This is a genomic window from Flavihumibacter sp. ZG627 (assembly GCF_000814325.1).
Lineage (GTDB): Bacteria > Bacteroidota > Bacteroidia > Chitinophagales > Chitinophagaceae > Flavihumibacter.
The window spans coordinates 49,274-67,517 of the sequence record NZ_JPHF01000004.1 but is presented as its reverse complement, the minus strand read 5'-3'; the positions used below and the strand labels follow the sequence as shown (position 1 = coordinate 67,517).

The following is an 18,244-nucleotide window of genomic DNA, read 5'->3' as shown; positions in this document are numbered from 1 at the left end:
AAAGTCTGTTTACCTCTATTCTATAGAAAATTGGCAATAGGGAATAAAGATTCAGATCTGCCTGGCTCAATATTCCCTATTGCTAATTTTATCAGGCGGGTACCGCTGTTTTTTGTGTCTTAACTTCAGTTGCCGCTGGCTGATTTTCTGGTCGCAGGCTACGAACAGTTTTACCTGCCTGCCACATTTCACTTTCACGGAGTTCCTTCAATTCTTCTTCTAACTTTTCGCGATAATCAGGCTGGCTATTTGAGTCAATAGATCGCTGACTTTCTTTACCACTTGCAACACTTTCATACAGTTCCTTAAATACAGGTGCGGTAGCGTCCCTGAATTTTTTCCACCAGTCAAGCGCACCTCTCTGTGCTGTAGTTGAACAGTTGGCATACATCCAGTCCATTCCGTTTTCAGCAACGAGTGGCATCAGGCTCTGGGTAAGCTCTTCCACCGTTTCATTGAATGCTTCGGAGGGACTGTGACCCTTATCACGAAGCACCTGGTACTGTGCTGCAAAAATTCCCTGGATTGCACCCATCAATGTTCCTCTCTCACCCGTGAGATCGGAATACACCTCTTTACGAAAGTCTGTTTCAAAAAGATAACCGCTGCCAACTGCAATGCCCAGGGCAATCACCCTTTCTTTGGCACGGCCTGTTGCATCCTGGAAGATTGCATAGGAACTGTTTAGCCCGCGACCCTGGAGGAACATACGGCGAAGTGAAGTGCCGCTTCCTTTTGGTGCTACTAAAAATACATCCACATCAGCAGGTGGTATGATGCCGGTTTGCTCATTGAATGTAATGCCGAAACCATGCGAGAAATATAATGCCTTTCCTGGTGTAAGATGTTGCTTAACTGTTGGCCAAAGTGCTATCTGTGCTGCATCGCTGAGAAGATAACAAATGATAGTGCCACGCTCAAGGGCTTCTTCTATTTCAAATAATGTTTCGCCCGGAACAAATCCATCAGCAATGGCCTTATCCCATGTCTTAGAATTTTTTCTCTGCCCAACTATTACGTTGATGCCATTATCACGCTGATTCAATGCCTGCCCGGGGCCTTGTACACCATATCCTATTACAGCTACAGTTTCATTTTTAAGCACTTCCTGTGCTTTTGCGAGCGGGAACTCTTCACGAGTTACTACATTTTCTTCTGTACCGCCGAAATTTAGTTTTGCCATGATTGTTGTTTTGTATTTAATTAAAGCGGATGTTAAACCCGGTCATTTTTTGTTTTGTTTATGTTGATTGCTTGGGTATTTTTTTTTGCAAATGATTACATGGTAAATACTTCCTCCTGCTTATCCAGAAATTCATTTTCAATCACCTGTTCGCTTGGTTCATGCTGTTCAAATTCCCGAAGCTTCTCATGAAATCCACTGCTTGCTTTGATGATGGCAACTCTTGCACTTCTTACAAACTCTATCAGGCCATATGGTTCAAGAACCTTTATCAGCTTATCAGTTTCTTCACGATGCCCGGTTGTTTCAAAAACAGTATAATCCTTCCTGATCACCACCGCCCTTGCACCGAATTCACGTAATAACCTTTCTACCTTAACTTTTTCTGCAATTTCATCTGTAGGCACTTTGTAAAGCGCCATTTCCTGCCAGATCAGTTCCTCATTGTTGTTGTAATAGGCTTTTAAAACCTCTACCTGCTTTTCGATCTGTCGGACCAGCTTTTTTACCACCTCTTCAATTTCATGAATAACGATGGTGAAGCGATGTATTCCTTCTACCTCACTGGGAGAAGTATTCAAACTCTCCACATTTATTTTTCTACGGGAAAACATGATGGCAATGCGGTTAAGCAATCCGATCTGGTTTTCCGTATAAACTGTTATGGTAAATTCCTGTTTGCTCATTGTGTAGTTATTAATTGATGGCTGTTCTTTTCCAGGTAATTTTTATTTCAGTCTTATTTCTGATACACTGCATCCTTGCGGAACCATGGGGAATACATTGTTTTCTTTTCCAACCATTACTTCAAGAAGATAAGTGCCATTATGATCCAACATTGTCTGAAGTGCCTGCTCGAGGTTTTCTCTCTCACTCACTTTTTGTCCGGCAATGCCATAACCTTTTGCAACCATTACAAAATCCGGACTTTGTATATCAACAAATGAATACCTTCTGTCATTAAAAAGTTGCTGCCATTGCCTCACCATTCCAAGGAACTCATTGTTGAGTATCAGGATTTTAATATCAACACCGCACTGCATTATCGTTCCAAGTTCCTGTAATGTCATCTGGAATCCACCATCACCAATCACGGCTACAACCGTCCTTCCCGGATCTCCATATTTTGCACCAATAGCAGCAGGTAATGCAAATCCCATTGTACCGAGGCCTCCCGATGTTACATTGCTTTTTGATTGATTGTACTGAGCGTAACGGCAGGCCACCATCTGGTGTTGACCTACATCTGTAACTATAATAGCATCGCCATTTGTGAGGGTATTTAATACTTTGATCACTTCTCCCATAGAAAGTATAGCCGTTTCCGGATTCATTTCAGGATGGATACAGGTTTCTTTTTCCTCAGCTTCAAATTCCCTGAAACGTTGTAACCACTGCGGATACACCTTTTGCTCAATAAGTGATGTAAGAAGCGGAAGTGTTTCTTTACAATCACCCCATACAGGAACTGTAGTCTTTACATTCTTGTCTATTTCGGATGGATCAATATCAAAGTGAATGACCTTTGCCTGTTTTGCATATTTATCAAGGCGGCCGGTTACACGATCATCAAATCGCATTCCAATTGCAATAAGAACATCGCACTCATTCGTTAATACATTGGGCCCGTAATTGCCATGCATTCCTAACATCCCTACTGCAAGCGGATGATTGGTAGGGATGGCACTCATTCCCAGGATGGTCCAGGCGGTTGGAATACCAGCCTTCTCAATAAATTTCAAAAATTCCTTTTCAGCTTTTCCCAGAATAACACCCTGGCCAAATATCACAAAAGGTTTTTTCGCTTCATTGATAAGTTTAGCTGCCTGCTCTACATATTCTTTTCTTACTAAGGGCTTTGGACGATAACTTCTGATATGTGTGCAGGGCAAATAACCTTCATAATCGAACTTCTGAATTTGTGCATTCTTGGTGATATCGATCAAAACAGGTCCGGGCCTGCCGCTTCTTGCAATATAAAATGCCTTGGCCAGCACAGATGGAATCTCTGTTGCATCCGTTACCTGGTAGTTCCATTTGGTAACAGGGGTGGTAATATTGATGACATCAGTTTCCTGAAAGGCATCTGTTCCCAGAAGATGAGCAAATACCTGTCCCGTGATGGCAACTATTGGTGTGGAGTCAATCATTGCATCAGCAAGTCCGGTCACCAGGTTGGTGGCACCAGGCCCGCTTGTGGCGAAAACAACACCCACATCCCCCGATGTTCTTGCATATCCCTGAGCAGCATGAATGCCCCCTTGTTCATGCCGAACAAGAATGTGATCCAACTTATCGCGGTAATCATACAAAGCATCATAAATAGGCATGATAGCTCCTCCGGGATACCCGAATATTGTTTTAATTCCTTCTGCTATCAGGGCCTCCAGTACAGCCTGTGATCCACTGATATTCTCAGTCTTCGTCGGTAACGCAGCCGTCTGCGGCTGACTTAACGTGCTTTGCATATTTGTATAGAATTCCTTTGTTAACATTTAATGCCGGTTTCTTCCATTGCTGCTTACGGCTACTTATTATATCCTCAGATACCTTCAGGTTAATGGTATTATTTGTTGCATCCAATTCAATGATGTCATCATCCTCAACAAGGGAAATCAATCCCCCTTCATATGCTTCCGGTGTGATGTGGCCAACCACAAAACCATGTGTTCCACCACTAAATCTTCCGTCTGTAATCAATGCCACCGATTTGCCAAGTCCCGCCCCAATGATCGCAGATGTTGGTTTAAGCATTTCCGGCATCCCCGGTCCTCCCTTTGGACCAACATATCTGATGACCACAACATCGCCCGGTTTAACTCTACCACCGGATATGCCTGCAATTAATTCATGCTCACCGTTGAACACTCTGGCAGGGCCAACAAATTTTTCACCTTCTTTACCACTTATCTTGGCTACACTTCCGCCTTCTGCCAGGTTGCCATAAAGTATTTGGAGATGACCGGTTGCTTTGAGTGGGCTTTCTATCGGGTAAATGATTTTCTGTGATTCAAAATCCAGGTCAGGGATGGATTCCATGTTTTCTGCAATGGTTTTACCCGTCACAGTTAAGCAATCGCCATGAAGCATTCCTTTGCTTAACAAGTATTTCATTACTGCAGGCACACCACCATGTTCATGCAGATCCTGCATCAGGTATTTACCACTTGGTTTAAAATCTGCAAGTACCGGAACCTTGTCACTGATGGCCTGAACATCATCCTGCGTTAATTGTAGTCCAACACTTTTTGCCATTGCAATTAAATGTAGTACCGCATTTGTTGATCCGCCAAGAACCATAATAACTGTGATGGCATTTTCAAATGCCTCCCGGGTCATTATATCAGATGGCTTGATATCTTTTTCCATCAGTAACCTTATTGCCTTACCTGCTTCCTCACATTCTTTCTTTTTCTCTTCGCTCAGTGCGGGGTTTGAAGATGAATAGGGCAAGCTCATTCCCAGTGCTTCAATAGCTGAAGCCATTGTGTTTGCGGTATACATTCCACCACAAGCTCCTGCACCGGGACAGGAATGCATAACGATGCCTTTGAAATCGGCCTCATTCAGTTGCCCTGCGATCTTTTGTCCCAATGCTTCAAATGCAGAAACAATATTGAGGTCCTGACCCTTATAATGGCCCGGTGCAATAGTACCTCCATACACCATGATGGATGGGCGATCCAGTCTTCCCATGGCAATAATGGAACCAGGCATATTTTTATCACATCCGGGTACAGCTATTACCGAATCATAATACTGTGCTCCACAAACTGCTTCAATGGAATCTGCAATAATATCACGGCTAACCAATGAATAACGCATTCCATCCGTTCCATTGCTCATGCCATCACTAACACCAATTGTATTGAAGATCAGGCCTACAAGATCATTTTCCCACACGCTCTTCTTGATGATTTTTGCCAGATCATTAAGATGCATGTTACAGGTATTTCCATCATACCCCATACTTACCACACCAACCTGTGCTTTCTGCAGGTCTTCATCGGTAAGGCCAATACCATAAAACATAGCCTGTGCTGCTGGTTGCGTAGGGTCTAGTGTAATGGTTTTGGAATACTTGTTCAGTGACATATCTTCTGTTGATTTTTGTTTATTCTTTAGATACTTGCTTCTGCTGCTATTTTTTCTGTAACACGTTCTTTATATGCCTGCTGGATCTTCCTTGATAATGAACCGTTCCAATCGCCCGAAAACCTGCTGCCATCAAGGCTTTCCCATCCAATTACTTCAGCTGCTGTACCACAGAAAAATGCTGAATCTGCAGCCTTTAATTCATCTGCGGTGAATAGTTTTTCAATTACTTCTATATCAAGCTCAGCAGCAATTTCCTTAACAGTGGCCCTTGTGATTCCAGGCAATATGTTACCTGAAGGGGGTGTATAAAGTTTTCCATCTTTTTCGAAGAAAATATTGGCTCCCGGACCTTCTGCTATATAGCCATTCATGTCTGTAAGAAGTGCCTCATCATAACCCATTGCCTTCGCCTCCTGGCTCGCCATAATGGAGTTCACATAATGACCACATGCTTTCGCTTCAATTTTGAATCCACGGGGATTAGGTCGCTGGAAGGAAGAACTCATTACCCGCAATAATTTATCTCCTAAAAATGGCTGCATCTCCCATGCCTGGATGGTTATGAACGATTCTGTATTCAGGTTGAAACTCATATTGGCAGGCGCATACACTAAGGGCCTGATATATGCGTCCTGAAGATTATTTTCCTCCAGCACTTTATAGGTGGCAATCGTCAACTCTTCCACCGTCCAGTTATAAGGCAGGTTATATGCAGCAGCTGATTTTTCTAACCGGAGGAAATGTTCTTTGGGCTTGAATATCCGGGTATCCCCACTGGCTGTGCGATAGGAGCGTATCCCTTCAAAAACTCCATAGCCGTAATGTAATGTCTGACTGTAGAGATCAATTTTGGCATCTGCTGTTTTTACATAGCTCCCATTGAGGTAAATAACTGTGTTGTTGTCGTAATATGTTGCCATATCTTTTGTTTTAATTGTTGCGGTTCCGGTTAAAAAAAACGGTCCGCCTTTTGGAGGCGGACCGTTTGTATATTCAAGTTTAAGATTGCTACATACAATTACCACCTCCTGATATGACAGGAATAATCACCACCACAATAATGACTGTGATCTGGTTGATGATAATATGTATATTTCTTGACTGCATGACGCTGTTAATGATATACAAATATAGTCCTGTCTTCTTATTTAAAAAGAACTAAGCGATTATTTTTTTAAATAATCGTTGATTTCCTCAATTGGATATTCTCCGGATTCAATCCGGATGGTATCTTATCCTGAACCAGATCACTGATCAATTCGCCTATTGTTGATGTGAAATAAAAGTTGACCGGGTCAATATCTTTGGTTACAAAACCATTTTCAAGTGTCCATTCAACGGCGGCCCTAACACGCAAAGCTTCCGCATTCATCCCAAAATGATCAAGCATCATGGCTGTTGAAAGTATTGAACCAAGCGGGTTGGCAATATCTTTTCCGGCAGCCTGGGGATAGGAGCCATGGATGGGTTCAAATAAAGCACCGCCATTACCGATGGAGGCCGATGGCAGAAGCCCCAATGATCCGGTAATGACGCTCGCTTCATCACTCAGTATATCACCAAACATGTTTTCTGTGAGGATAACATCAAACTGTGATGGGTTCATAATGAGCTGCATGGCTGCATTGTCAACAAAAAGATAGTCAACCGCAACATCAGGATAACCGGCTTCTAGAAGTTTCACCACCTTCCGCCAGAGTCTTGATGTTTCCAGAACATTGGCCTTGTCAACCAATGTGAGTTTCTTCCTTCTTTGTTGCGCCGCATGAAAGGCAAGGTGCGCGATCCTTTCTATTTCCGAACTGGTATATATGCAATCGTCAGAGGCTGTATTGCCATCTTCTGACAAGGATTTATTTCCAAAATATATTCCACCTGTTAATTCCCGGTAGATGAGAAAATCTACACCTTCCAGATTTTTTGCTTTAAGGGGACTTAAATGATTTAATGCGGTAAATGGCTTAACCGGACGGATATTGGCAAAAAGTTGTAATGATTTACGCAGTTTGAGTAATCCCTGTTCAGGCCTAACAGTGGCAGCAGGATCAGCATCATATTTTGGATGGCCAACAGCTCCAAATAAGATAGCATCACTGTTCAGGCAAAGTTCAATTGTTTCGTCGGGTAAAGCATTGCCAGTTTTGTCAATGGCATCTGCACCCATAAGGCCAAAGCTATAAGTGAATTTGTGTCCATACTGCTGGGCAATGGCATCCAGCACCCGGATAGACTGCTGGGTGACTTCGGGACCAATTCCATCTCCAGGTATGACAACAATTTTTTTATGCATGTCAGATACTTACCATTTTATGGGATTCAGCCAGTATTTGGAGATCTTCATCATATACTTCTTTTTTTGTATCAGCCACATCAAGAAAAAGCGGGTAAAGGATATCAATATCATTCCTGTTAAACTGGTGTCCCAACTTCTGGAAACGGTAGGCCAGGGCACTTCGTCCACTCCTTGCCGTTAATACTATCTTGCTGCTCTCGGCACCTACCTCTTCAGGGGCTATTATTTCATAGGTTTGTGTGTCCTTAAGAAATCCATCCTGGTGTATGCCTGATGAATGAGAAAATGCATTGGCACCAACGATCGCCTTATTTGGTTGAACAGGCATACGCATGGTTTCACTCACTTTCCTGCTCATAGGATTAAGCTGCATCGCATTGATTTCAGTATAGAATCCCAAATGGCCGTGCTGCTTTATGATCATCACCACCTCTTCAAGCGATGTATTGCCAGCACGTTCTCCCAATCCGTTGATGGTGCATTCTATCTGGCGGGCTCCGGCAATGATTCCCGCGATCGAATTAGCGGTGGCCAATCCCAGGTCATTGTGACAATGGCAGCTTAAAACAGCTTTGTGGATATTAGGTACATTATTTATAAGGTAAGCAATCTTTTCTCCATATTGGTGGGGGAGACAGTAACCTGTAGTATCAGGAATGTTTACAGTGGTTGCACCTGCTGCAATCACCGATTCTACAACACGGGCCAGGTACTCATTGTCGGTCCTCCCTGCATCTTCGGCATAAAACTCAACATCATCAGTATAATTGCGCGCCCATTTTACACACTGTACTGCGCGTTGAAGGATATCCTCGCGGGTAGAGTTGAACTTTGACCGGATATGATAATCTGAAGTGCCTATGCCCGTATGGATGCGTCTGCGTTCAGCCGGACGAAGAGCTTCGGCGGCCACTTCAATATCTTTTTGCACTGCGCGACTTAACCCGCACACGGTTGTTTCCTTTAAAAGTTTTGCGATCTCATGAACTGCTTCAAAATCACCCGGTGACGAAATAGGGAAACCTGCTTCCAGTATATCTACACCCAGTGATTCCAATTCAAGCGCCAGTTCGATCTTTTCTTTCTTATTGAGCTTGCAGCCTGGAACCTGCTCGCCATCACGAAGTGTTGTATCAAAAATGAAGATCTTGTTGTCCATTTTAATCAGGTATAAGTAAAGAAATGCGGGTCCTGTAATCATGGTTTTGCTTGCTATGTTGGTCAATTACAGGAACCCGCATACCGAAAGTAGTAATGACTGGAGGTGGAAAGAAATCAAAATCCCCCGTAAATTACAGTCGGTAAAGGGCTTGTTATGCCCCCAAATGCCCTACAGGCAAGGATTTTTATCAAGAACAATTACGATGCCCAACCGAACAGTGGATGCTTTGTTTCAACTCGTGAAATCGCTCGAGAAATCGGAAAAGCGGAATTTTAAGCTATATGTCACCCGTAATTCCGCTGCCGAGAACCTCAAGGTTATCGAGCTGTTTGATGCCCTGGATAAAATGGGAGAATATGATGATGCGGTATTACTTAAGAAAACGCCGGGAATAAAAAAGCAACAGCTTTCCAACCTTAAGGCCCATCTTACCCGCCTCATCCTGCAAAGTCTACTCCTGATAAGAGATGACAGGAATATTGATATCCTTCTCCATGAACAGATGGGCTACGCCAGGATACTCTATAATAAAGGACTCTACCTGCAGAGTTTGAAAATGCTCGATAAACTTAAGGATTTTGCCCGCCAGCATAACCAGGCCACTTTCCTGATGCAGGCAATTTTCTTTGAGAAAAAGATCGAGGCGCTTCATATCACCAGGAGCAGCGAGCACCGCGCCACAACTTTGGTACACGAATCGGAAGCCGTCACCAAAAGGCTGGAGGGAATCAGCGCGAGTTCCAATTTGTCGCTTCTGCTTTACGATTGGTATATAAGGCATGGCCATGCCCGCAATAAAAAGGATGAATCTGAACTCGATGCCTTCTTTGAGCGTCATATGCCTGCAGGAGCCCCGCAATCCAGAGGATTCTATGAGCAGCTTTATATGGCGCAGAGCTATTGCTGGTACGCCTTTATAAGGCAGGATTTCCTGATGTATTACCGCTATACATCCAAGTGGACGGAACTTTTTCAAAAATTCCCGGAAATGGTAAAAGTAGAAACACTGCAGTATATAAAGGGCCTGCATAATCTGCTGAATGCACACTTCGACTTGAAAAACGAACCGGGATTTGCTAAAACGCTGGAACTTTTTGAAGCGCTTGAAAAGGAGGAAGTGGTTCAGCAAAATGATAATAACCGGATACAGGCCTTTGTTTATCTCCAGTTGGGACGGCTCAATCAGCATTTTCTTCGCGGCACCTTTACCGAAGGTCTCTCCCTCGTGCCTTACCTGGAGGAAAAGCTGGAGGAATATTCACTTCAGCTTGACCGCCACCGCGTACTGGTATTCTATTATAAGATAGCCTGTCTTTATTTCGGTAGTGGAAATAATTCAAGGGCCATCGACTATCTGCAAAAGATCATAAACTGGAAAGTTGATCTCAGGACCGACCTCCAGTGCTACGCAAGGCTCCTGCATTTAATAGCACATTATGAGTTGAATAATACTGATCTGCTGGAGTACCAGATCAAATCGGTTTACCGCTTCATGGCTAAAATGGGAAGCCTGAGTGTTGTTGAGGAGGAAATGTTCCGCTTTCTGAGGAAATCTTTCGGCCTTTCTGCCGGCTCTGAGAAGGCAGCTTTTAGTAAACTGCTGGAAATTATAAAACCCTATGAAAATGACCCCCGTGAAACCCGCACCTTTTCATACCTGGATGTAATCAGTTGGCTTGAAAGTAAGGTTAACGGGATGCCCGTACAGGAAGTTATCCGCCAAAAGGCCCTGCTTGCCCGCCAAAAGCGCATTGTTTGAGTCTATTTTTTTTCAATCGGTGTATTTTATTATCTTTGCCAACTATTTAAGTTGGGAAAGCTAGGTATATTCTATATAAAGTATTGGTAATCAACCTGTTTCGTTGGCATCTCAAGAGGTGAAAACGAGCAGGAATTTGTATGTAGTACCGGTTAAACCCGCGAGGTAGGATCCATAAAACACAATCTGCAGTATATCTATGGCTATCAAAAAAGAAAATCGTCCCAAGTCTAATTTCTCGAAAATCACGATTGGACTGGCATCACCCGATTCGATCCTGGAGAAGAGTTACGGTGAAGTGTTGAAGCCTGAAACCATTAACTACCGTACCTACAAGCCCGAGCGCGATGGTCTTTTCTGTGAAAGGATCTTCGGACCTGTGAAGGATTACGAATGTGCCTGTGGTAAATACAAGCGCATCCGTTATAAGGGTATAGTATGTGATCGTTGTGGTGTTGAAGTAACAGAAAAGAAGGTTCGCCGCGAGCGCATGGGCCACATCAAACTTGTGGTTCCTGTAGTGCATATCTGGTATTTCAAAAGTCTTCCTAACAAGATCGGATACCTGCTCGGAATGAGTTCAAAGAAACTCGAGAGTATTGTCTATTACGAAAGATTTGTGGTGATCCAGCCGGGTATCCGCACTGATAAAGGTCAGAATGTTGGTGATCTTCTTACTGAAGAAGAATACCTCGATATGCTGGAAACGCTGCCAAAAGATAACCAGTACCTGCCAGACGAGGATCCTAACAAATTCATAGCAAAGATGGGTGCGGAAGCGGTTCATGACCTGCTTTCCCGTATTGATCTAGACCAGTTAAGTTATGACCTCCGTAATGCCGCTGCTACTGAAACTTCACAACAGCGTAAAGCTGATGCCTTGAAACGTCTCAGTGTGGTTGAAGCATTCCGCGATGCCAATAGCAGAATTACAAACCGTCCGGAATGGATGGTTATGCAATATATTCCTGTTATTCCTCCTGAACTTCGTCCCCTTGTTCCCCTTGATGGTGGCCGTTTTGCGTCTTCTGACCTTAATGACCTCTACCGCAGGGTGATCATCCGTAATAACCGTCTCAAGCGCCTTCTGGAAATCAAAGCACCAGAAGTGATCTTGCGTAACGAAAAGCGGATGCTGCAGGAAGCTATTGATTCATTGTTCGATAACAGCCGGAAATCAAATGCTGTTAAAGCAGAAGGCGGTCGCGCACTGAAATCATTATCCGATGTACTGAAAGGTAAACAGGGTCGTTTCCGTCAGAACCTTCTTGGTAAGCGTGTTGACTATTCTGGTCGTTCTGTAATTGTGGTTGGCCCTGAATTGAAAATGCATGAGTGCGGATTACCGAAAGACATGGCGGCCGAGTTGTTCAAGCCATTCGTTATCCGGAAGCTTATTGAAAGAGGAATAGTAAAAACAGTTAAGAGCGCCCGAAAACTGGTTGATAAAAAGGAACCCGTTATCTGGGATATTCTTGAAAATATCCTGAAAGGTCACCCGGTGATGCTTAACCGTGCCCCAACACTGCACCGTCTCTCAATCCAGGCCTTCCAGCCTAAACTGATTGAAGGTAAAGCCATTCAGTTACACCCACTGGTTACTACAGCCTTCAACGCCGACTTTGACGGTGACCAGATGGCCGTTCACGTACCACTAAGCAATGCTGCAGTTCTGGAAGCTCAACTTCTGATGCTTTCAGCTCACAACATCCTTAACCCGCAGAACGGTACGCCAATTACACTTCCTTCTCAGGACATGGTACTTGGACTCTACTATATTACCAAGGGAAGGAAATCTACTGAAACGGAAAAAGTACGTGGAGAGGGTATGACCTTCTATTCTCCTGAAGAAGTAATTATTGCTTACAACGAAGACAGGATCGACCTACATGCTCCAATCAACGTGAGAACAAATGTTCGCACAAATGGCAAGCTGGAAAAGAAGCGTATTGAAACAACTGTTGGCCGCGTACTCTTCAACCAGCACGTACCTGCAGAAGTTGGATTCATTAATGCCCTTCTTACTAAAAAGAGCCTGAGAGATATCATTGGTGACATCATCAATATTACAAACGTTCCCAAGACTGCTAAGTTCCTGGATGATATCAAAACGCTCGGATTCAGGATGGCCTTCCGTGGAGGTTTGTCATTTAATCCGCAGGATCTTATCATTCCGGAGATCAAGGGCAAGTTGCTTGATATGGCCAAAACGGAAGTTGATGAGGTTTGGGATAACTACAATATGGGTCTTATCACCAACAACGAACGTTACAACCAGATCGTTGACATTTGGAGCCGGGTAGATACACGTATCACGGAAACCCTTATACGTGAAATGCAGAATGATAAGCAGGGCTTTAACTCTGTATTCATGATGCTTGATTCAGGAGCACGTGGTAGCAAGCAGCAGGTAAAGCAGCTCGCTGGTATCCGCGGACTCATGGCCAAACCACGTAAAAGTGGTTCTACAGGATCAGAGATCATTGAGAACCCGATCCTCTCCAACTTTAAGGGAGGCCTGAACGTACTTGACTACTTCATCTCTACCCACGGTGCCCGTAAAGGTCTTGCCGATACCGCCCTTAAAACAGCGGATGCCGGTTACCTTACCCGTCGTCTGGTGGATGTGGCACAGGATGTAGTGATCACAGAAGAAGATTGCGGAACACTTCGTGGTATCGCAACAACTGCCCTTAAGGACAATGAAGATATCATTGAGCCACTGAAAGACAGGATTGAAGGAAGAAATTCTCTGCATAATATATATGATCCTCTTAATGATGAACTGATCGTTACAGCAGGAGAAGAGATCAGTGCAAGTACTGCATTGCGTATTGAAGAATCAGGTATTGAAACAGTTGAAATACGCTCAGTACTTACCTGTGAAAGTAAGCGTGGTGTTTGTGTAAAATGTTATGGTAAGAACCTGGCAACAGGTTATACTGCACAGAATGGTGATGCCGTTGGTATCATTGCCGCACAGTCGATCGGTGAACCAGGTACACAGCTTACCCTTCGTACATTCCACGTGGGTGGTGTGGCCGGATCTGCTTCAGTAGAATCTTCACTCCTCGCCAAATTTGATGGTACAATGCAGTTCGACGGATTGCGTACTGTTACTACCGAAAACCAGGAAGGTGAAAAAGTTCAGGTTGTTATCGGTCGTACCGGTGAAATCAGGAACATGGATGTAGAGAATGACCGACTGCTGAACGTAGTTAACATTCCATATGGTGCAACACTCACCGTTAAAGATGGTCAGAAAGTGAAGAAGGGTGATGTGATCTGTACATGGGATCCTTATAACAACGTTATCATCGCGGAAATTCCGGGTACTATCAAATTTGAACATGTACTTGAAGGATTCACTTACCGTGAAGAGGCAGACGAACAAACTGGTCACCGCGAGAAAGTGGTAATTGAATCAAAAGACAAAACCAAAATTCCTTCCATTCTTGTTGAAGGAAAAGAGGTAAAACAATATAACCTTCCGGTTGGATCACATGTGATCATGGAAGAAGGTGAAACAGTGAAGGCCGGACAAGTGGTGGTGAAGATCCCACGTGTACTCGGAAAACTCCGTGATATCACCGGTGGTCTTCCAAGGGTAACAGAACTCTTTGAAGCGCGTAACCCGGGTAACCCGGCCATCGTTTCTGAAATTGATGGTGTGGTTGCATTTGGAGCAATTAAGCGTGGTAACCGCGAAATCATTGTGGAAGCACGTGATGGCGTTACCAAGAAATACCTTGTTCCGCTTACACGCCAGATCCTCGCCCAGGATGGTGACTTCGTAAAAGCTGGAGTTGCATTATCTGATGGTCAGATCGCCCCAAGTGATATCCTTAATATCAAAGGTCCGTTTGCTGTACAGGAGTACGTGGTGAATGAGATCCAGGAAGTATACCGTTTGCAGGGTGTACGTATCAATGATAAACACATCGAGGTTATTGTACGCCAGATGATGAAGAAGGTTTCTATCGTTGATCCGGGAGATACCAAATTCCTGGAAGATGATACCGTTGATAAGTTTGATTTCATCGAAGAGAACGACTGGATCTATGACAAGAAAGTTGTTACAGAGCCTGGCGATAGCAGCAGGATGCGTGCCGGACAAATCGTGAACCTTCGTGACTTGCGTGAAGAGAATTCTATCCTCCGCAGGGCCGATAAAAAACTCGTAGAGTACCGCGATGCACAATCAGCTACTTCTCATCCGTTGTTGCTTGGTATCACCAAGGCATCACTGGGTGTACAAAGCTGGATCTCTGCCGCCTCATTCCAGGAAACAACCAAGGTACTTAGTACCGCGGCTATCAACGGTAAGACCGATGATATGATGGGATTGAAGGAGAACGTGATCACCGGTCACCAGATTCCGGCAGGTACTGGTCTGCGTGATTTTGAAAACATGATCGTTGGTAGCAAGGAAGAATATGAATTGTTACAAACTACCCGCGAAGCCATGAATTTCGACGAAGAAGAATAATTTTTAACAGGTGCCTGGCAAAATGCCAGGCGCCAATATTTTCAGGTGTCTGGCAAATGTCAGACACCTTTCTTTTAGTTAAATTTCTCAAGAATTAAGGTGGCTTTTACTTCATTCTGATTAAACCACTTAATTTGCCCCTATCAAACTAAATTTCATGAAGCAACTTTCTTTAGTTCTGAGTGTGATCGCGACCCTGATTAGTGGATTTCTTCTTATTAAACATTTTTCCGGAAACAGTAAACCCGCTGTGGTTACAGGTAAGGAAGGCGTAAAGCCTGAAGAAAAACCGGAGTTTAGTATTGCCTACTTCGATATTGATTCTTTACAGGGGAAATATGAATTCTTCAAAGATGCCCTTGCGCAGTTAAAGGTGAAAGAAGAATCTATGAATAAGGAACTTGCTTCTCTTGAACGCAGCTACCAGAAAAAAATCAGCGAATGGCAGCAGAAAGGTTCCAGCATGAGCCAGTCAGAAGCAGATGCAGTTCAACGGGAGTATGCGCAGATGCAGCAGAATTACCAGCAACGTCGCCTTACGCTGGAGCAACAACTGGAAACTTTGAAGATGGACTATAAAAAGAACATCAAAAATAAGATCGAGGATTACCTCAGAGAGTTCAATAAAACGAAGGGATATTCCTATATCATTTCTTATGAGCCTGAACTCATGTTCTACAAAGACACTATTTACAATATTACCGACCAGCTTATCCAGGGGCTGAATGAAGCGTATAAGAAGAAATGATTTGGAGGGATGGAGAGATCGCTCTTTTAACTATCTTCCGGCCCTAACCGCTTTATATGAGTCAATCGGCTACTAATTTTAAACCGACATTGGGATTATTGGATGCTACCATGGTGGTGGCTGGTTCTATGATCGGATCCGGGATCTTTATTGTTGCCTCCGATATTACCCGCAATGTAGGCAGCGCAGGCTGGCTGATCTTTGTATGGTTACTCACAGGATTTATGACCCTCACAGCGGCCCTCAGCTATGGTGAATTAAGCGCCATGTACCCCAAGGCAGGAGGCCAGTACGTGTATCTCAAAGAAGCATATAATCCCCTCATCGGCTTTCTTTATGGCTGGAGTTTTTTTGCCGTTATTCAAACAGGTACCATCGCCGCAGTGGGGGTGGCCTTTTCGAAATTTGCTGCCTATATATTTCCCAGTTTAAGTGAAAAGAATATTGTACTCGACCTGAATTATATCCAGATATCCGCGGCCCAGCTGGTCTCCATCATACTGGTTGTGTTACTAACCTATATCAATACCCGTGGTGTTAAAGAAGGTAAGCTGATTCAGACTACTTTTACATTGGCCAAGTTACTGGCTCTGTTCGGACTCATCGTTTTTGGTTTTCTCCTTGGCGCTAAAGCTGGCATCTGGGATGCAAACTGGGCCGACGCCTGGAGCTTTGGTAAACTCGAAAGAACCCAGGGAGGAGATGACCTCGTGTTTGTAGGGGAGACCATCCAAAAAACAGCATACCCCACTTTATTTGCGATAATTGGTGCCCTGGCAGCCGCCATGGTAGGTTCAATATTCAGCAGTGATGCCTGGAACAATGTGACCTTCATTGCAGGTGAAATCAAAAGACCTGAAAGAAATATTGGCTTAAGCCTGTTCCTGGGTACTTTGATAGTAACCATAATTTATGTGAGTGCTAATCTCATGTATACTGCTGTTCTTCCATTGAATGAGATCGCATTTGCAGAGAACGATCGGGTGGCAGTAGCTGCCTCGCAGAATATATTTGGCGAAGCCGGCACCATCGTGATCGCCATCATGATAATGGTATCAACTTTTGGATGTAATAACGGACTCATTCTTTCAGGCGCAAGAGTTTATTATACAATGGCCAAAGATGGCCTGTTCTTCCGTAGGGCTGCAAACCTGAATAGAAACGGTGTGCCGGAGCGGGGCCTCTGGATTCAATGTTTGTGGGCCTGTATTCTCTGCCTCAGTGGTAAATATGGCGACCTGCTTGATTATGTTGTATTCGTTGTTCTTATATTTTATATCCTCACTATAGCAGGCATTTTCAGACTTCGAAAAATGAGACCTGATATCCCACGTCCATATAAGGCATTCGGTTACCCGATTCTGCCGGCTATCTATATATTTCTGGCAACCGCCATGTGTATCGCATTATTATTCTTTAAGCCTAAATTTGCCTCTTTTGGACTGGTGATTGTCCTGATAGGCATACCTGTGTATTATATGGCAGTAGCCGGAAAAAAACATATTGACAAATCGATTTAATGGATTTCAATAAACTATTTGAGAGCTTTTCAGATATAAAGGTAGGTGTCATTGGCGATGTGATGCTCGATACCTACTGGTGGGGAAAGGTGGAACGCATCTCTCCCGAAGCTCCCGTGCCAATAGTTGCACTTGATGAACGCGAATTAAGAATTGGCGGTGCCGGCAACGTAGCATTGAACCTTGTATCACTGGGGGCCAAAGTGAATATCTTCTCGGTTCTAGGCGAAGATGAAGATGGCCAGGTGCTGGATAAACTTCTTACCGACCAGGGCATTGATACATCTTATATTATCTTCAGCCATACCCGCAAAACAACTAACAAGATCCGGATCATTAGCCGAAATCAGCAAATGATGCGGCTCGACAGTGAGACCATCGCCGACATTGACCTCGAGGTTGAATCCGCGATATTTGACCGCGTTAGCGATTACATCACCAGTGAAAAACCTGCTGTGATGATCTTTGAAGACTATAACAAAGGTGTTTTAACGGAGAGCCTTATTACCAGGATCATTCATCTATGCCGTCAACATGGCGTTATCACAACGGTTGACCCCAAGAAAAAGAATTTCTTCGCTTATAAGGGAGTCGATATTTTCAAGCCTAACCTAAAAGAAGTAAAAGAGGGATTGAATCTTTCGCTAGAAAAACTCAGCCTGGAGTCTATGAAGCAGGTGCATACAAGATTGCAGGAAGTGCTTGAACATCGGATATCATTTATCACCCTGTCTGAAGAGGGCGTCTTCTACCAGACTAATGGCAATGCGGCCATCATACCTTCACACCGTAGAAATATCGCGGATGTGTCTGGTGCAGGCGATACGGTTATTGCTGTTGCATCCCTTGTTTATGCGCTTACCGGAGATATCGGACTGTTCTCTGAAGTTGCCAATATAGCAGGTGGACTTGTTTGTGAAGAAGTTGGAACTGCCGCCATTAACAAGGAAAAGCTCCTTGCTGAATGTAAGCTTCTCATTAATAAATAAACC

General features: G+C 43.9%; 12 protein-coding genes. 5 read left to right on the top strand and 7 right to left on the bottom strand.

The genetic code is table 11. The features are described 5' to 3' along the window. Window positions 1-91: 91 nt before the first annotated feature. The 7 genes from ilvC to HY58_RS09830 form a co-directional block, all read right to left on the bottom strand. Window positions 92-1,183, bottom strand: a complete 1,092-nt coding sequence (gene ilvC, locus HY58_RS09860; RefSeq protein ID WP_039131310.1) for a ketol-acid reductoisomerase — start codon at window positions 1,181-1,183, stop codon at window positions 92-94. Window positions 1,184-1,278: 95 nt separating this feature from the next. Next, window positions 1,279-1,869, bottom strand: a complete 591-nt coding sequence (gene ilvN, locus HY58_RS09855; RefSeq protein ID WP_039131306.1) for an acetolactate synthase small subunit — start codon at window positions 1,867-1,869, stop codon at window positions 1,279-1,281. A gap of 42 nt (window positions 1,870-1,911) precedes the next feature. Next, window positions 1,912-3,651 carry a biosynthetic-type acetolactate synthase large subunit gene (gene ilvB / locus HY58_RS09850; RefSeq protein ID WP_039131979.1) on the bottom strand — a complete coding sequence of 580 codons (1,740 nt, stop codon included), beginning with the start codon at window positions 3,649-3,651 and terminating at the stop codon, window positions 1,912-1,914. Then, the gene (gene ilvD, locus HY58_RS09845) at window positions 3,599-5,278 is read right to left on the bottom strand and encodes a dihydroxy-acid dehydratase (protein ID WP_039131304.1); all 1,680 of its coding nucleotides are present in this window, start codon (window positions 5,276-5,278) and stop codon (window positions 3,599-3,601) included. Before ilvD ends, ilvB begins: the two co-directional genes overlap by 53 nt. A gap of 26 nt (window positions 5,279-5,304) precedes the next feature. After that, on the bottom strand, window positions 5,305-6,201 hold the full coding sequence (locus HY58_RS09840; protein WP_039131978.1) for a branched-chain amino acid transaminase: 897 nt from the start codon (window positions 6,199-6,201) through the stop codon (window positions 5,305-5,307). 254 nt (window positions 6,202-6,455) lie between these two features. Further along, complete coding sequence (gene leuB / locus HY58_RS09835; RefSeq protein ID WP_039131301.1) at window positions 6,456-7,571, bottom strand: 3-isopropylmalate dehydrogenase; 1,116 nt, start codon at window positions 7,569-7,571, stop codon at window positions 6,456-6,458. 1 nt (window position 7,572) lies between these two features. Beyond that, window positions 7,573-8,733 carry a 2-isopropylmalate synthase gene (locus tag HY58_RS09830; RefSeq protein ID WP_082022146.1) on the bottom strand — a complete coding sequence of 387 codons (1,161 nt, stop codon included), beginning with the start codon at window positions 8,731-8,733 and terminating at the stop codon, window positions 7,573-7,575. Window positions 8,734-8,938: 205 nt separating this feature from the next. Between HY58_RS09830 and HY58_RS09825 the strand changes: the two genes are divergently transcribed. The 5 genes from HY58_RS09825 to HY58_RS09805 all read left to right on the top strand — a co-directional run bounded on the left by HY58_RS09825 (window position 8,939) and on the right by HY58_RS09805 (window position 18,241). Beyond that, window positions 8,939-10,495, top strand: a complete 1,557-nt coding sequence (locus tag HY58_RS09825; protein ID WP_039131973.1) for a hypothetical protein — start codon at window positions 8,939-8,941, stop codon at window positions 10,493-10,495. 199 nt (window positions 10,496-10,694) lie between these two features. After that, window positions 10,695-14,984 (top strand): DNA-directed RNA polymerase subunit beta', encoded by a 4,290-nt coding sequence (gene rpoC, locus HY58_RS09820; RefSeq protein WP_039131298.1) that lies wholly within the window; start codon window positions 10,695-10,697, stop codon window positions 14,982-14,984. 157 nt (window positions 14,985-15,141) lie between these two features. Then, a complete protein-coding gene (locus HY58_RS09815) occupies window positions 15,142-15,732 on the top strand; it encodes an OmpH family outer membrane protein (RefSeq protein WP_039131295.1) in 591 nt (196 codons plus the stop codon). 56 nt (window positions 15,733-15,788) lie between these two features. Then, the gene (locus HY58_RS09810) at window positions 15,789-17,252 is read left to right on the top strand and encodes an APC family permease (protein ID WP_039131292.1); all 1,464 of its coding nucleotides are present in this window, start codon (window positions 15,789-15,791) and stop codon (window positions 17,250-17,252) included. Then, on the top strand, window positions 17,252-18,241 hold the full coding sequence (locus HY58_RS09805; protein WP_039131290.1) for a bifunctional heptose 7-phosphate kinase/heptose 1-phosphate adenyltransferase: 990 nt from the start codon (window positions 17,252-17,254) through the stop codon (window positions 18,239-18,241). Before HY58_RS09810 ends, HY58_RS09805 begins: the two co-directional genes overlap by 1 nt. The last annotated feature ends 3 nt before the right edge of the window (window positions 18,242-18,244 follow it).

Coding starts and splice junctions, on each gene's coding strand:
- ilvC (WP_039131310.1), bottom strand. CDS start 1,183: ATGGCAAAACTAAATTTCGGCGGTACAGAAGAAAATGTAGTAACTCGT.
- ilvN (WP_039131306.1), bottom strand. CDS start 1,869: ATGAGCAAACAGGAATTTACCATAACAGTTTATACGGAAAACCAGATC.
- ilvB (WP_039131979.1), bottom strand. CDS start 3,651: ATGCAAAGCACGTTAAGTCAGCCGCAGACGGCTGCGTTACCGACGAAG.
- ilvD (WP_039131304.1), bottom strand. CDS start 5,278: ATGTCACTGAACAAGTATTCCAAAACCATTACACTAGACCCTACGCAA.
- HY58_RS09840 (WP_039131978.1), bottom strand. CDS start 6,201: ATGGCAACATATTACGACAACAACACAGTTATTTACCTCAATGGGAGC.
- leuB (WP_039131301.1), bottom strand. CDS start 7,571: ATGCATAAAAAAATTGTTGTCATACCTGGAGATGGAATTGGTCCCGAA.
- HY58_RS09830 (WP_082022146.1), bottom strand. CDS start 8,733: ATGGACAACAAGATCTTCATTTTTGATACAACACTTCGTGATGGCGAG.
- HY58_RS09825 (WP_039131973.1), top strand. CDS start 8,939: ATGCCCAACCGAACAGTGGATGCTTTGTTTCAACTCGTGAAATCGCTC.
- rpoC (WP_039131298.1), top strand. CDS start 10,695: ATGGCTATCAAAAAAGAAAATCGTCCCAAGTCTAATTTCTCGAAAATC.
- HY58_RS09815 (WP_039131295.1), top strand. CDS start 15,142: ATGAAGCAACTTTCTTTAGTTCTGAGTGTGATCGCGACCCTGATTAGT.
- HY58_RS09810 (WP_039131292.1), top strand. CDS start 15,789: ATGAGTCAATCGGCTACTAATTTTAAACCGACATTGGGATTATTGGAT.
- HY58_RS09805 (WP_039131290.1), top strand. CDS start 17,252: ATGGATTTCAATAAACTATTTGAGAGCTTTTCAGATATAAAGGTAGGT.